The following is a 13,541-nucleotide window of genomic DNA, read 5'->3' as shown; positions in this document are numbered from 1 at the left end:
AAGCAGGCTCAAAAATGACGTTTTTGGGCCTCTTTATTTTTTATACTTCAGCGGAAGGTAAACGACCTTTTTAGTTTCAAAGAAATCCTCCTCAAAAAAATCCGGAAGATCATATATAACGGCAGTACGGTACTCGGCGAGTTCTTCAGAAAGATCGCCACCTTTTAGATAAAGGATTCCGTTCCTCAAATCGTGTCGGCTTTCTTTGGCTATTTTCCCTTTGATCCAGTGAACAAAGGTTGGCATAACAGCTACTGCCCGGCTAACAATGAAGTCATAATGGCCGGAGACGTCCTCTACTCTTGCATTGGTCGTGTGAACATTCTTTAATCCCAATCCCTCAACCACTTCATTGACCACTTTTATCTTTTTACCAATACTATCCACGAGGTGGAAATTAGTTTCAGGGTGAAGTATAGCCAGAGGAATCCCGGGAAATCCTCCACCGGTACCAACATCAAGGATCGAAGCATCTGGTAAAAACCGCTGGACTTTTGCTATTCCCAGAGAATGCAGTACGTGGCGAAGAAAAAGCTCATCTATATCCTTCCGGGAAACTACATTGATCTTAAGGTTCCAATCTTCGTAAAGATCCTGCAGGTTAGAGAATTTATTTTTTTGATCTTGAGTAAGATCGGGAAAATATTTTTCGATGAGTTCCAAACTTCTTATTTTTCCGCAAAAGTAATTAATTTAAAATATTAATTGTGAGCAGGTATACTCGCAGAGAATATTTATCTTATACCTTTGTCATTTACTTACAAAATTTTTAATGAATACACCAACAGTACGTTTTTCCCGGACAGATTCAGCTAAATTCTTCCGAACCCTAAACAGCAGGGTAAACACTTATTTTAAAGAAAACAATCTTTCAAAGACAGGAAACTGGAAGCTTCACCTTAAGGCTATAGTGATGTTTTCTCTTTTCCTTACCCCATATTTTCTTATTCTTACACTTGATATTTCACAATGGTGGATGCTCCTTCTCACAATCGTGATGGGGACAGGAATGGCGGGAGTAGGTATGAATATAATGCATGATGGCAATCACGGCTCTTACTCCTCGAAAAAGTGGGTCAATAAATTAATGGGTAGCACCATTTATGTCCTTGCAGGTAATGTCTATAACTGGCAGGTGCAGCACAATGTATTACACCATACCTACACGAATATTCACGGTCACGATGAAGATCTTGATGCCGGAAGAATAATAAGATTCAGCAGACATGCAAAATGGCATCGTTTTCACAGATTCCAACATTACTACTCAATTTTTCTTTATGGCCTGCTTACCTTCAACTGGGCATTGACCACAGATTTCAAGCAAACAAAAAGGTATCTCTCCAGACAACTTTCTTACGGAAAAATGCCTAATCCCGTGAAGCAGTGGAGTATTCTAGCGGTAACAAAATTAATATACATTTCGATCTGGATCGTGATCCCTATGCTGATCCTTTCCATTGCGTGGTGGAAAATACTTATTGGTTTTTTCATCATGCACTATACTGCAGGTTTAATTTTGAGTGTGGTATTTCAGTTGGCTCATGTTGTAGAGAAAACAGATATGCCCTTACCCGATGATACAGGTTCAATTAAAAACACCTGGGCGATCCACCAGCTCTTCACCACAGTGAATTTTTCGACCAGGAATAAAATTGTTAACTGGTTCACAGGGGGACTAAATCATCAGGTAGAACATCATATTTTTCCTAATATAAGCCACATACATTATAACAATCTGTCCAAAATTGTAAGGGAAACAGCCAAAGAGTGCCAGCTACCCTATAATGAATATAAAACCACAAGGGCAGCAATCGCTGCACATTTTCGTCACCTTCGGGAAATGGGAATGAAGCCTGCCGTTTCAGCATAAAAAATCAATCTTTTTTACATGTATCAACTATCTGACCGTATAAATAACATGTCTACCTCCCAAACATTGGCTATGGCTGCCAAAACAAGGGAATTAAAGGCAGAAGGAAAAGACATTATTGGATTAAGCCTGGGAGAACCCGACTTCAATACTCCCGACTTTATTAAAGAAGCCGCAGTACAGGCTATTAATGACAATTATAACTCTTACACTCCCGTAGATGGGTATGTAGAGCTAAAGGATGCGATCATTGAGAAGTTCAAAAGAGACAATGACCTGATCTATGATCGTTCTCAAATTGTAGTATCGACAGGGGCGAAGCAATCTCTCGCTAATGTGGCGATGGTGATGTTGAATCCCGGGGATGAGGTGATCCTCCCCTGCCCTTATTGGGTAAGTTATGCTGAAATTGTCAAATTGGCCGAAGGTGTACCAGTTGAAGTACCTACTTCGGTGGAATCAGATTTTAAGATGACACCTCAGCAGCTGGAAGCAGCTATTACCCCAGAAACAAAAATGCTTTGGTACAGCTCTCCTTCCAATCCCAGTGGAATGGTTTATAGCAAAGAAGAATTGCGTGCCCTGGCAGATGTCCTGGTAAAGCATCCACAGGTAATTGTGGTGAGCGATGAGATCTATGAACATATAAACTTCGTGGGAGAACATGCATCCATGGCACAGTTCGAAGACATGTATAATCGGGTGGTAACTGTCAACGGAGTCTCAAAAGCCTTTGCAATGACCGGATGGCGAATTGGCTATATAGGTGCACCTGCAGAAATTGCGAGAGCATGTAATAAAATGCAGGGCCAGATCACCAGTGGTGCTAACTGTATTGCCCAGCGTGCTGTCATTACAGCTCTTGAAGCACCGGTTAGTAAAATACAGTATATGATCGACCGGTTTAAAAGCCGCAGAAAACTTATCATTGACCTGCTCACAGATATCGAAGGATTTGCAATTTCAGAACCCGAAGGTGCCTTCTATGTATTCCCGGATGTTTCACATTTCTTCGGAAAAACCATCAATGGCTATGAGATAAAAGACGCTACAGACTTTTCAATGTTTCTCCTGGAAAGAGCTCTGGTAGCTACAGTTACAGGAGATGCGTTTGGAAGTCCGAACTGTATCCGCCTCTCTTATGCAGCAAGCGAAGCTGAAATAGAAGAAGCTATGAAGCGCATCAAAAATGCACTTTCCGAATAAGCTTCAAAAATGACATTTTTCGATCCCCATTCCTTCGGAATGGGGATTTTTTTTTCTTTAAATAGAACAAATTTTAAATCTGCACTGTCTACTGCAAAAAACTACGAACTATCGACTATCGACAATGACTAAACCTAACGGTTTCTCCAGAAGAAAGGAGTCAGGAGAATTAGAACGGTAAAAAGTTCAAGTCTTCCAATCAACATTAAAAAAGAACACCACCATTTACCCTGTGGAGGCAGGGAGTCGAAGTTATTCACCGGCCCAAGATCACCAAAGGCCGGACCAATATTTCCAAGCGAAGAAGCAGCCCCTCCAATGGCAGTCTCAAAATCCAGTCCCATTGCAGCAAGCCCCACCGCCCCAATAATAAAGGACAACATGTAAAGAATAAAGAATCCGAGAATATTAAAAACGATCTTTTTACTAATGCTCTTTCCATTGTAATGCACAGGAAGAACGGCATTAGGGTGAAGGGTTCTTTTAAACTCGATCAACCCATTCCTTATCATGATGACATGCCGCATTACTTTCACACCACCTGCAGTAGATCCCGCAGAACCTCCCAGGAAGAAAATTCCGAAGAAGAAAACAGTCAAAAATGTGGTCCACATTGTGTAATCTGCAGTGACAAATCCCGTAGTGGTAACAATTGCGAGGATCTGGAATAAGGCATGTCTAAAAGCGCTTTCAAATTCTCCCAACACCATCGGGTGTTCTATTGAAGAAAGAGAGGGATCTGCTTTAAAAAAGATTATAAGGGTTGCAATTATCGTAAAACCAACGACAAAATAGGTGTACCACTTGAATTCCTCATCTCTCAGAACCTTGCTGAAATTACCTTTAAAGCCGAAATAACTAATTACGAAGTTTGTTCCCGCAAGGAACATGAAAAGGCAGACAATATACTGCACCAGCGGATTATCATTCCAGAATGCAAGGCTGGCATTTTTAGTCGAAAATCCTCCTGTTGACAATGTACTAAGGGAATGGTTCACAGCATCAAATAATCCCATTCCTGCAACGTATAGCAAAATCGTTTCAGCAAAAGTTAGTCCCACGTAAATGAACCAGAGTCTTTTAGCGGTATCGGTAATTCTTGGCTTCAGTTTATCTGCACTTGGCCCTGGCGCTTCCGCAGCAAAAAGCTGCATTCCTCCAATTCCCAACAGCGGAAGTATTGCAATTGCCAGAACAATAATTCCCATACCACCTATCCAATGAGTAAGGCTTCTCCATAACAGCAAACCTTTGGGTACAGATTCAATATCGTTGAGAATCGACGCGCCAGTAGTTGTGTAGCCAGACATCGTTTCAAAAAAGGCATTCGTAAAGGACGGTATACTTCCACTTATTACATAGGGCAAGGTCCCACTCAAGGCCATAAAGATCCAGCCAAAGGTCACAATTAGATAACCGTCTCTTTTTTTGACTTCCTTTTTATGCCCCCTGGTGAGTAGCATGGCCAGAGACCCCACTCCCATTGTGATAAGCGCCGCCGTCAATATCTCCAGCACTACGCCATCTTCATAGTAAAAACTAACTGCAGCTGCCGAAAGCATAAAGCCTCCATTGCAAACCAGCAACACTCCCATGATATGACTTATAATGGGCTTATTAACTCTGGGCATTACAAGAACAATTTTTCAACTTTTTGAATGGCATGGGGAAGGCAACAAATTACTATTCTATCACCGGGAAGTATCTTAAAGTTCCCTAAAGCGATCACTCCTATTCCATCTCGTATTGCTCCTCCAATAATTGCTGAACGAGGGAAATCCAGGTCGACTATCTTTTTATTGCTTACTTTGGATGTAGGCTTAACTATGAACTCAAGAAGTTCGGCATCCATATTACTTAGCCGGGTCATGGCTACCACCTCTCCCTTTCGAATATATCTAAAGATATTACTGGCCGCCAAGAGTTTTTTGTTAATTAGAGTATCTATTCCAATAGAATGGCTCAACTGAAAATAATCCATGTTCTCCACCAGTGCTATTGTTCTCTTTACATTTTTTGATTTTGCTACGAGACAGGTCATGATGTTGGTTTCCGAATTACCTGTAACTGCTATGAAAGCATCCATATCCTGAAGGCTTTCCTCTTCCAGTAACTCAACATTTCTTCCGTCACCATGAATAACAAGAGCCTTGGGTAATTCATCTGCAAGATCAAAAGCGGTATCCTTATCGCTTTCGATCAATTTGACATTCATTTTCTTTTTACACAGGTCGGTGGATGCTTTACGCCCTATTTTACTTCCTCCCAGGATCATGACATTTTTCATGTTCTGGCGTTTTTTTCCCGTAAGCTTATAAAGATCGTTCACTCCTCCCCTGGTAGTAACAAAATAAACCTGATCGCCATCCTTGAAGGTAGTATTACCTCTGGGAATGATGGTTTCTATAGTATCTTTCCTTCTTAAGGCAATGGGCATGAAATGGATTCCCGGAAATATCTTGGCAGTATCCTTCACCGATTTCCCTACAAAAGCTGCCGAGTCAGACAATGTCATCCCTACCATAGTAAGAGCTCCGTCCTCAAACTCATAGCTGTCGTTGAACGCAGACTGATTCAGTAACAATTCGATCTCCCGGGCAGCAAGGGCTTCAGGAGAGATCAATTCATCGATCCCAAACTGGGTAAAACCAATTTCGTTCTTATTATCGAGGAATTCGGTATTTGCAATTCTGGCGATTGTGCGTTTTGCGCCTAATTGCTTAGCAAGTACACATACGGTAATATTTGTAGTTTCACTGCTCGTTACCCCAATCACAAGATCCACATTTTTGACCTGTGCATCTTTAAGTACCGCAATAGAAGTAGCATCTCCTCTTAACGTGCGAATATCAAGGTGGGCATCAGCATAAATGAGATTTTCTCTGTTATTGTCAATCAGGGTGATGTCCTGAGATTCATATGATAATAATTTAGCTAAATGAAATCCTACTTCACCGGCACCGGCAATGATTATTTTCATAAGGAACGAGTAAGTTCAAGGGGAACAAAGTTAAGGTATTTAGCTCATCCAAAACAAAATACTGTGGAAGTATTTAGTTTGAAGCCTCAGCATTTGGTGGATAATCTTGTATCTTTGGCGAAAATTTTTTGAATGGGAAAAAAGATCACTCCATATAAAGATTCAGATCTGGGAAAGAAAAAACAGGTTGAGCAAATGTTTGATACCATCTCAACCAACTATGATGGCCTAAACAGGGTGATCTCCTTCGGCATTGACGTAAAGTGGCGTAAGAAGGTAGTAAAAATGGTTTCTGAAACAAATCCTCAGGCTGTTCTTGATATCGCAACCGGCACAGGGGATCTTGCCATAAGCCTTGCAAGGACCGGAGCCAAAAGAATCGTGGGACTTGACCTTTCCGAAGGCATGTTGGCTGTAGGCAGAAAAAAGATCAAGGAAGAAGAACTTACCGGAAAAATAGAGATGATCCAGGGAGACTCTGAAGCCCTGCCCTTTGAAGATAACAGTTTTGATGCCATCACGGTAGCTTTCGGGGTACGAAACTTTGAAAATCTTGAAAAAGGATTGGCTGAAATATTGAGAGTTTTAAAACCGGGAGGAATATTTGTCATTTTAGAGACCTCTGTTCCTACTAACTTCCCATTAAAACAAGGATATTATTTCTACACCAAAAACCTACTTCCCCTTATTGGCAAACTCTTTTCAAAGGATAAAGTGGCATATAGCTACCTGAGTGAAAGTGCAGCTGCTTTCCCATATGGGGAAAAGCTCAACAATATTTTAAAAGAAATTGGGTTTATAGATGTGAGCCACAAGCCTCAAACTATGGGAGTGGCTACAATTTATTCGGCATCAAAATAGATCTATGAAGAAGTTCCTGATACTGGTAATTGCCATACTTTTCGCATTGCCTGCGCATGCTCAATTGTTTGGCAGAGATAAAGTGATCAACAACCCTAATTTTGATATGCAGCGCTTTTCCTGGGGGTATTTTCTAGGTTTCAATACCTACGACTTTGATTTTGATTATAAGAATTATGTCGCTAGTCCCGCCACCGGAAAAGATTTTTCTGTAGATCGAACTATAGGTTTTAATGTTGGACTTATAGGTAATATGAGACTCAGCGATCACCTCGACCTAAGGTTGGAACCTGGGGTTTCTTTTAACAGGATCAATTTTCAGGTAACCAAAGCCGATAGCAAGACATTCAGGGAGATCAACTCAACTTTTGTGCATGTACCTTTACTTCTAAAGTTTTCCACTACCCGTATTGGCAACTACAAACCTTTTGTAGTGGGTGGCGCTTCTACATCCATTAATCTTTCAAGCAACGAAAATAATCCAGACGATAACGCAGATGGGCAGTTCCGAATGACCACAAATAACTACTATTACGAAATAGGTTTTGGAATTGACCTGTACCTCTACTACTTCAAGTTTACGCCTTCTATAAGAGGTGTATTTGCCATTAATGATGAACTGGTGAGAGATGACAACCCGAATAGTTTTTATACAGGTAACGTAGAATCAATGTCCTCTCGCGGACTGTTCATTAATTTTACCTTTCAGTAAAACTTCTTCGCCTGAACTCACTTAAAAAAATTGCAGCGGCTGTTGCTACGTTAAGGCTTTCAGTGTTTTGTGAAGCACCAAATTGAGGGATATTTACTTTTTCAGTAATCAGCTCTTCGACTTCTTTAGAAATTCCGTTTGCTTCGTTTCCAAGGACTATTAGTCCATCGGAGGAAAGATGTTTTGTGAAAACATTCTCACCTTCTAAAAAAGTGCCATAGACTTTTGTCTTTGTTTTGGCATGCGCAAGATATTCAGATATATTGCTATAGTGGATGTTTACTCTGGCGATAGAACCCATAGTGGCCTGAACAACCTTTGGATTATAGCAGTCCACCGTTCCAAAGGAACAAATGAGGTCCTTTACTCCAAACCAGTCACATAAACGGATTATGGTTCCTAAATTGCCGGGATCCTGTATCTCATCCAGTACTACCTGTAATCCTCCCACATAAGGGGCTTCCGGTTGTGGAATATGAAAAACAGCTAAAGCGGTTTGCGGGGTGTGCAGGTTACTTATCTTCTTAAGATCGGCTTCAGAAATAAGTAAAGTTTTCTCTTTTTCAGCTTGGAAAATATCTTCTGTAGTATAAAGAGCATAAAGCTGAAGAGGAGAATCTAGGAGTTCAAAAATGCCTTTTTTGCCTTCCATTAAGAAAAGCCCATTCTTCATCCTGAACTTTTTTTGAGACAGGCTTTTTATAAGTTTAATTTGGCTTTTGCTAAACATACCAAAGTTGTATTTTTGAGCACATTAAAAAGGCTACTTGAGACATTTGCGGGCAAAAATATCATTAATTCTTTTAATTGCTTTATTTCTTTCTTCCTGTAACGCTGTAAAAAGAGTTGAAGATGATCAAAGGCTCCTCACAGAAAACACCATTTTTGTCAATGGTGAAGAGATTTCTCAAAGAAATATTTACAATCAAATCTATCAGGAGCCAAATAAGACCTTTTTGGGCCTTCCATTGCAGCTTTATCTCTACAACGTAGCCAATCCCAATCCTGACACTACTTATTTGAAGTGGCTTCATAAGAAACCAAACAGGCCGGAAAGACTCGCAAATTTACTTTCAGAAAAACAGGTAGTAAGGCTCGGCAACATCTATGTCAACATCAATGAATGGATCATGAAGACTGGAGAGCCTCCTGCTATTGTTACTGAAGGCCAGGCCCAACGTTCTGCAGAAAGACTAAAAGCCTGGTACTGGAACAACGGCTGGTTCAATGCCGAAACCAGCTATGAGATCATTCCAACCAAAAAGAAACGGGCTAAAGTCAATTATTTTGTTACTCCCAATGAGCCTTATATTGTCGACTCCATCACCACCCGAATAGCGTCTATAGTGGCCGATTCAATTTACGAGGCTCATAAAGCAAATTCATCGATAGTGCCCGGGGTGCAGTATAAAACTCAGGATTATGGTGCCGAAAGAGAACGCTTGACTCAGCTCTACCGCAATAACGGTCTATATCATTTCGAGCAGGAGTACATTAGCTTCGAAGCAGACACTGTGAACACGAATAATAAAGTGAATACTGCTGTTATCATCCAAAATCATGAAGCCACCGTAGATGGTGTAGAAACACGTGTCCCTTACAAAGTTCATAAAGTTAGCAAAGTAAATATTTTTCCCGATTACAGGTTTGACAACAGGAATGAACCAATTACAGATACTGCATCTAATGAAGGCTACGATATTTACAGCTTTGATCAACTGGAGTTTCGACCACAGGCACTCACAAATGCAGTCTTTATTACTCCGGGAACAATCTATTCAGATGCCGACAGAACCCTCACCTATAATCGTCTCAACCAGCTCAGGATCTTTAGGTACCCAAACATCCAGTACATGGAAGATCCTTCAGATACAACCGGAACAGATCTCATTGCAAATGTGTTCCTCACACCGAGACAAAAATATTCCCTCGGATTTGAATTCGATCTCTCCCAAAGTAATATTCAAAAATTTGGAATTGGTTTTGGAGGCTCCCTCTTGATCAGAAACGTCTTTAGAGGGGCTGAAATCCTAGAAATTGGAGGCCGTGGAAGCATAGGCTCTTCCAAGGATGCTGCAAATGATTCCGATCGGTTCTTTGATATTACCGAAGTAGGAGTTGATGTTGATCTCACCCTACCGAGAATTTTGTTTCCGTTCGAGACAGAACGATTTATTCCAAAGTATATGTACCCCTTCACCACTCTCGGGGTGGGTGCCAGCACACAAACAAATATTGGTCTTGATAAGCAGAGTTTTACTGCCGTAATGAATTATCGATGGCTGCCCAGTGATAACCTCACGCACCTCCTTGACCTTGTAAATATTCAATATATCCGGAATCTTAATACTGATAACTATTTCAATGTTTACCGAAATTCTTATCTCGAGCTGAACCAGGTAGCAACTGCAGATAACGTTGAGGCTCCAGATCAATTTTACACCATTGGTGATCAAGGCGGGCGATTTCTTCAAATTCCCGAAGGTGCCGACGGATTTTTACGGGCTGCACGAACAGGAGGCGTAACCGGACTTACAGCACCTCAAACCGAAATCCTTAACGACCTTAGAGAAAGAAAGAACAGGCTAACTGAAGACAACCTTATTTACGCCACCAATTTCTCATACATTCTTAACAAGAAAGAGAATATTTACGATGAAGATTTTTCACGGTTACGGGTGAAGATTGAAGCTGCCGGAAATATTCTGGCAGCTGTTTCAGAGCTTGCCGGTGTAGAAAAAGATGAATCGGGACGATTTAGCCTTTTCGGGGTGAATTTTTCTCAATACCTAAAGACTGAAGTTGATTATATTAAGCACTGGGATCTCGGCCGGGATAACGTCATTGCAATTCGCACCTTCGGCGGGATAGCTGTCCCCTATGGCAACTCCAACAGCATTCCATTTATCCGGTCCTTTTTTGCAGGAGGGCCAAATGATAATCGGGCGTGGCAGCCCTACTCACTCGGACCCGGCAGCAGTGGCGGCCGGAATGAATTTAATGAGGCAAACATGAAGATCGCCCTCAGCACAGAGTATAGATTCAACCTTTTTGGTGACCTACATGCGGCCCTATTTGCCGACGCAGGAAACATTTGGAACGTTTTTGACGTGGTAGAAGAAGAAGCATCTACTTTTACCAGTCTTAGCGATCTTGAGGAGCTGGCTTTGGGAACAGGAATTGGCCTGCGTTATGATTTTGACTTTTTTGTGCTTAGATTCGACGTTGGATTCAAGACATACAACCCTGCTTTAGAAGCAGGAAACAGATGGTTTAGAGGCTATAATCTCTCTAAAGCAGTATTTAACGTAGGGATCAATTATCCTTTCTAACCCGACTATTTTTCTTATTTTTGTTAACCTAAAAATCAAATCATGAGTCATAATATAAAACCCGGAGTAGCCACTGGAAAAGAGGTCCAGGAAATATTTCGATATGCTAAATCCAGGAAATTTGCTTTACCGGCAGTTAATGTTATTGGATCCAGCACAATAAACGCAGTTCTGGAAACAGCCGTAGAACTCAATTCCCCTGTAATTATACAATTCTCGAATGGAGGCGCCCAGTTTAACGCCGGGAAAGGCCTTTCCAACAAAGACGAAAAAGCAGCCATAGCAGGAGCTGTGGCCGGCGCAAAACATATACATGAACTGGCAGAAGCTTATGGTGCAACTGTCATTCTTCATACAGACCACTGTGCAAAAAAACTTACCGGCTGGGTAGACGGTATGCTCGATGCAAGTGAAAAACACTTTGAGCAGTTTGGAAAACCACTTTTCAGCTCTCACATGCTGGATCTTTCTGAAGAGTCTTTGGAAGAAAATGTTCAAACCTGCAAGAAATACCTGGAGCGTATGAGCAAAATGGGCATGACATTAGAGATCGAGCTAGGTGTAACCGGTGGTGAAGAAGATGGAGTGGACAATACAGATATTGATTCCTCAAAATTATACACCCAACCAGATGAGGTGGCCTACGCTTATGAAGAGTTGAGTAAAGTGAGCGACCAGTTCACAATTGCAGCTGCCTTTGGAAATGTTCACGGGGTATATAAACCCGGAAACGTTAAACTAACTCCTGTAATTCTGAAAAATTCTCAGGATTTTATATCTGAAAAGTATGGAGTTGAAGAAAACACCATTGATTTCGTTTTCCACGGCGGAAGTGGTTCCACTGTTGAAGAAATAAGAGAGGCAATTGATTACGGAGTGATCAAAATGAATATAGATACAGATCTTCAATATGCTTACATGGAAGGAATTCGTGACTACATGAACGAAAAGTCTGAATACCTGAAATCACAAATCGGTAATCCGGAAGGTGCCGATTCTCCTAACAAAAAACACTATGACCCAAGAAAATGGGTACGTGAAGGAGAACTTACTTTTAAAGCCCGTTTAAAAAAGGCTTTTGAAGACCTCAATAATGTAAATACACTTTAAAAACCTATTTTAGAAAGGCTTCAGAAATATTATTTTTGCGGCCTTTCTTTTTTAATCCCTATACAATATGGCCTGGTTTAGAAGAACACAAAAGGGAATACAAACTGCAACCGAAGACAAAAAAGATGTCCCTAAAGGATTGTGGTATAAGTCCCCAACAGGAAAGATCGTTGATGCAGAGCAGCTGGAAAAGAATTTTTACGTAAGTCCGGAAGACGGATATCACGTGAGAATTGGAAGCAACGAATATTTCAAAATTCTCTTTGACGATAATAAGTATACAGAACTTGACAAGAACCTCTCATCCCGGGATCCCCTGGAATTTGAGGACACCAAAAAGTACACAGATAGACTGGAGGATGCTCAGAAAAAGACCGGTCTTAAAGATGCGGTTCGTACGGCAGTAGGGAAATCAAAAGGAAAAGAGCTGGTAGTAGCCTGTATGGATTTTGCCTTTATTGGAGGGTCCATGGGTTCGGTGGTAGGTGAAAAAATCTCACGTGCAGCCGATCATGCTTTGGAGCACAAGATCCCGCTTATGGTGATTTCCAAATCTGGAGGAGCAAGAATGATGGAAGCCGCTTTTTCTTTGATGCAGTTGGCGAAGACTTCCGCTAAACTGGCGCAACTGGCAGATGCCGGAATACCATACATTTCTCTTTGTACAGATCCTACCACAGGTGGAACCACCGCTTCTTTTGCAATGTTGGGAGACATTAATATTGCTGAACCGGGAGCTTTGATAGGTTTTGCAGGACCACGGGTAGTAAAGGACACTACGGGAAAAGATCTTCCCGAAGACTTTCAAACTTCTGAATTTCTCCTGGAACACGGATTTCTTGATTTCATCACCAAGAGATCTGAATTAAAGAACAAGGTCAATAAATATATCGACCTAATTCTTAATCAGCCAATAAGGGCGTAAAATGTCATTTTTGACTGGTATTCAGAAAAGTAAAAATTTAGCCTGCTAATATTTAATATTATATTATCTTTGCGGCCTGGCAGAAAAGCTGTCAATACATAAAAATCATTAAAATTAATATTGGAATGTATTTAACTAAGGAAGCAAAAGAAGATCTTTTTGCAAAACACGGAAAAGGGAAGAACGACACCGGTTCTGCCGAAGGGCAAATTGCTCTGTTCACTCACCGTATTGAACATTTGACCCAGCACTTGAAAAAAAATCGTAAAGATTATAATACAGAGCGGTCACTAGTGAAGCTGGTAGGTAAAAGAAGAAGCCTGCTGGATTATTTAATGAAGAAGGATATCTTAAGATATCGTGCGATTATTAAAGAACTAGGATTAAGAAAATAATTAAAAGGGGCTATTGCGGCCCCTTTTTTTATTCCAATTCTTCTAAAAAAGCAGCTTTTATAAAAAATTATTACTCCTTTTTCTTTTCCCTTGAAAATTCTGTGTAATTTTTAACCTGAAAAAAATCAGTAATAAAAGCTCATTTTT

At 40.8% G+C, this 13,541-nt stretch carries 12 protein-coding genes; 8 read left to right on the top strand and 4 right to left on the bottom strand.

Features of this window, described 5'->3' with window-relative positions:
- Positions 1 to 33 precede the first annotated feature (33 nt).
- A complete protein-coding gene (gene rsmG, locus ACXYMT_RS05995; RefSeq protein ID WP_459058177.1) occupies positions 34 to 663 on the bottom strand; it encodes a 16S rRNA (guanine(527)-N(7))-methyltransferase RsmG in 630 nt (209 codons plus the stop codon).
- Between the two features lie 109 nt (positions 664 to 772).
- Here rsmG and ACXYMT_RS05990 point away from each other — a divergent pair, with 109 nt between their 5' ends.
- Together ACXYMT_RS05990 and ACXYMT_RS05985 are read left to right on the top strand one after the other, a co-directional pair.
- A complete protein-coding gene (locus ACXYMT_RS05990; RefSeq protein ID WP_459058176.1) occupies positions 773 to 1,873 on the top strand; it encodes a fatty acid desaturase family protein in 1,101 nt (366 codons plus the stop codon).
- 18 nt (positions 1,874 to 1,891) lie between these two features.
- Complete coding sequence (locus ACXYMT_RS05985) at positions 1,892 to 3,079, top strand: pyridoxal phosphate-dependent aminotransferase (protein ID WP_459058175.1); 1,188 nt, start codon at positions 1,892 to 1,894, stop codon at positions 3,077 to 3,079.
- A 134-nt stretch (positions 3,080 to 3,213) separates the two neighbouring features.
- On the opposite strand, the gene ACXYMT_RS05980 is transcribed toward ACXYMT_RS05985, so the two are convergent.
- Positions 3,214 to 4,710, bottom strand: a complete 1,497-nt coding sequence (locus ACXYMT_RS05980) for a TrkH family potassium uptake protein (protein WP_459058174.1) — start codon at positions 4,708 to 4,710, stop codon at positions 3,214 to 3,216.
- On the bottom strand, positions 4,710 to 6,059 hold the full coding sequence (gene trkA / locus ACXYMT_RS05975; protein ID WP_459058173.1) for a Trk system potassium transporter TrkA: 1,350 nt from the start codon (positions 6,057 to 6,059) through the stop codon (positions 4,710 to 4,712). The genes ACXYMT_RS05980 and trkA overlap by 1 nt, the downstream gene beginning before the upstream one ends.
- 132 nt (positions 6,060 to 6,191) lie before the next feature.
- Here trkA and ubiE point away from each other — a divergent pair, with 132 nt between their 5' ends.
- Both ubiE and porT read left to right on the top strand, forming a co-directional pair.
- The gene (gene ubiE, locus ACXYMT_RS05970) at positions 6,192 to 6,920 is read left to right on the top strand and encodes a bifunctional demethylmenaquinone methyltransferase/2-methoxy-6-polyprenyl-1,4-benzoquinol methylase UbiE (RefSeq protein ID WP_459058172.1); all 729 of its coding nucleotides are present in this window, start codon (positions 6,192 to 6,194) and stop codon (positions 6,918 to 6,920) included.
- Between the two features lie 4 nt (positions 6,921 to 6,924).
- Positions 6,925 to 7,632 carry a type IX secretion/gliding motility protein PorT/SprT gene (porT, locus tag ACXYMT_RS05965; protein ID WP_459058171.1) on the top strand — a complete coding sequence of 236 codons (708 nt, stop codon included), beginning with the start codon at positions 6,925 to 6,927 and terminating at the stop codon, positions 7,630 to 7,632.
- Here the strand turns inward: porT and ACXYMT_RS05960 are convergent.
- The gene (locus ACXYMT_RS05960; protein ID WP_459058170.1) at positions 7,619 to 8,362 is read right to left on the bottom strand and encodes a TrmH family RNA methyltransferase; all 744 of its coding nucleotides are present in this window, start codon (positions 8,360 to 8,362) and stop codon (positions 7,619 to 7,621) included. The two genes, porT and ACXYMT_RS05960, sit on opposite strands and share 14 nt — an antisense overlap.
- Before the next feature lie 37 nt (positions 8,363 to 8,399).
- On the opposite strand from ACXYMT_RS05960, the gene tamL reads away from it, so the two are divergent.
- The 4 genes from tamL (at position 8,400) to rpsO (ending at position 13,394) form a co-directional block, all read left to right on the top strand.
- The gene (gene tamL / locus ACXYMT_RS05955; RefSeq protein WP_459058169.1) at positions 8,400 to 10,964 is read left to right on the top strand and encodes a translocation and assembly module lipoprotein TamL; all 2,565 of its coding nucleotides are present in this window, start codon (positions 8,400 to 8,402) and stop codon (positions 10,962 to 10,964) included.
- A 42-nt stretch (positions 10,965 to 11,006) separates the two neighbouring features.
- Positions 11,007 to 12,074, top strand: a complete 1,068-nt coding sequence (gene fbaA / locus ACXYMT_RS05950) for a class II fructose-bisphosphate aldolase (RefSeq protein ID WP_459058168.1) — start codon at positions 11,007 to 11,009, stop codon at positions 12,072 to 12,074.
- Between the two features lie 67 nt (positions 12,075 to 12,141).
- Positions 12,142 to 12,999, top strand: coding sequence for an acetyl-CoA carboxylase, carboxyltransferase subunit beta (accD, locus tag ACXYMT_RS05945; protein WP_459058167.1), 858 nt, complete (start codon positions 12,142 to 12,144; stop codon positions 12,997 to 12,999).
- A 125-nt stretch (positions 13,000 to 13,124) separates the two neighbouring features.
- On the top strand, positions 13,125 to 13,394 hold the full coding sequence (rpsO, locus tag ACXYMT_RS05940) for a 30S ribosomal protein S15 (RefSeq protein ID WP_459058166.1): 270 nt from the start codon (positions 13,125 to 13,127) through the stop codon (positions 13,392 to 13,394).
- Positions 13,395 to 13,541 lie beyond the last annotated feature (147 nt).

This window comes from Salinimicrobium sp. CAU 1759, assembly GCF_054482715.1.
The sequence above is the reverse complement of the archived record's forward strand: the minus strand, read 5'-3'. Positions and strand labels throughout refer to the sequence as shown.

Excerpts from the sequence above, each read along its gene's own strand:
- ACXYMT_RS05990 (WP_459058176.1), top strand. The coding sequence starts at position 773 with ATGAATACACCAACAGTACGTTTTTCCCGGACAGATTCAGCTAAATTC.
- ACXYMT_RS05985 (WP_459058175.1), top strand. The coding sequence starts at position 1,892 with ATGTATCAACTATCTGACCGTATAAATAACATGTCTACCTCCCAAACA.
- ACXYMT_RS05980 (WP_459058174.1), bottom strand. The coding sequence starts at position 4,710 with ATGCCCAGAGTTAATAAGCCCATTATAAGTCATATCATGGGAGTGTTG.
- trkA (WP_459058173.1), bottom strand. The coding sequence starts at position 6,059 with ATGAAAATAATCATTGCCGGTGCCGGTGAAGTAGGATTTCATTTAGCT.
- ubiE (WP_459058172.1), top strand. The coding sequence starts at position 6,192 with ATGGGAAAAAAGATCACTCCATATAAAGATTCAGATCTGGGAAAGAAA.
- porT (WP_459058171.1), top strand. The coding sequence starts at position 6,925 with ATGAAGAAGTTCCTGATACTGGTAATTGCCATACTTTTCGCATTGCCT.
- ACXYMT_RS05960 (WP_459058170.1), bottom strand. The coding sequence starts at position 8,362 with ATGTTTAGCAAAAGCCAAATTAAACTTATAAAAAGCCTGTCTCAAAAA.
- fbaA (WP_459058168.1), top strand. The coding sequence starts at position 11,007 with ATGAGTCATAATATAAAACCCGGAGTAGCCACTGGAAAAGAGGTCCAG.
- accD (WP_459058167.1), top strand. The coding sequence starts at position 12,142 with ATGGCCTGGTTTAGAAGAACACAAAAGGGAATACAAACTGCAACCGAA.
- rpsO (WP_459058166.1), top strand. The coding sequence starts at position 13,125 with ATGTATTTAACTAAGGAAGCAAAAGAAGATCTTTTTGCAAAACACGGA.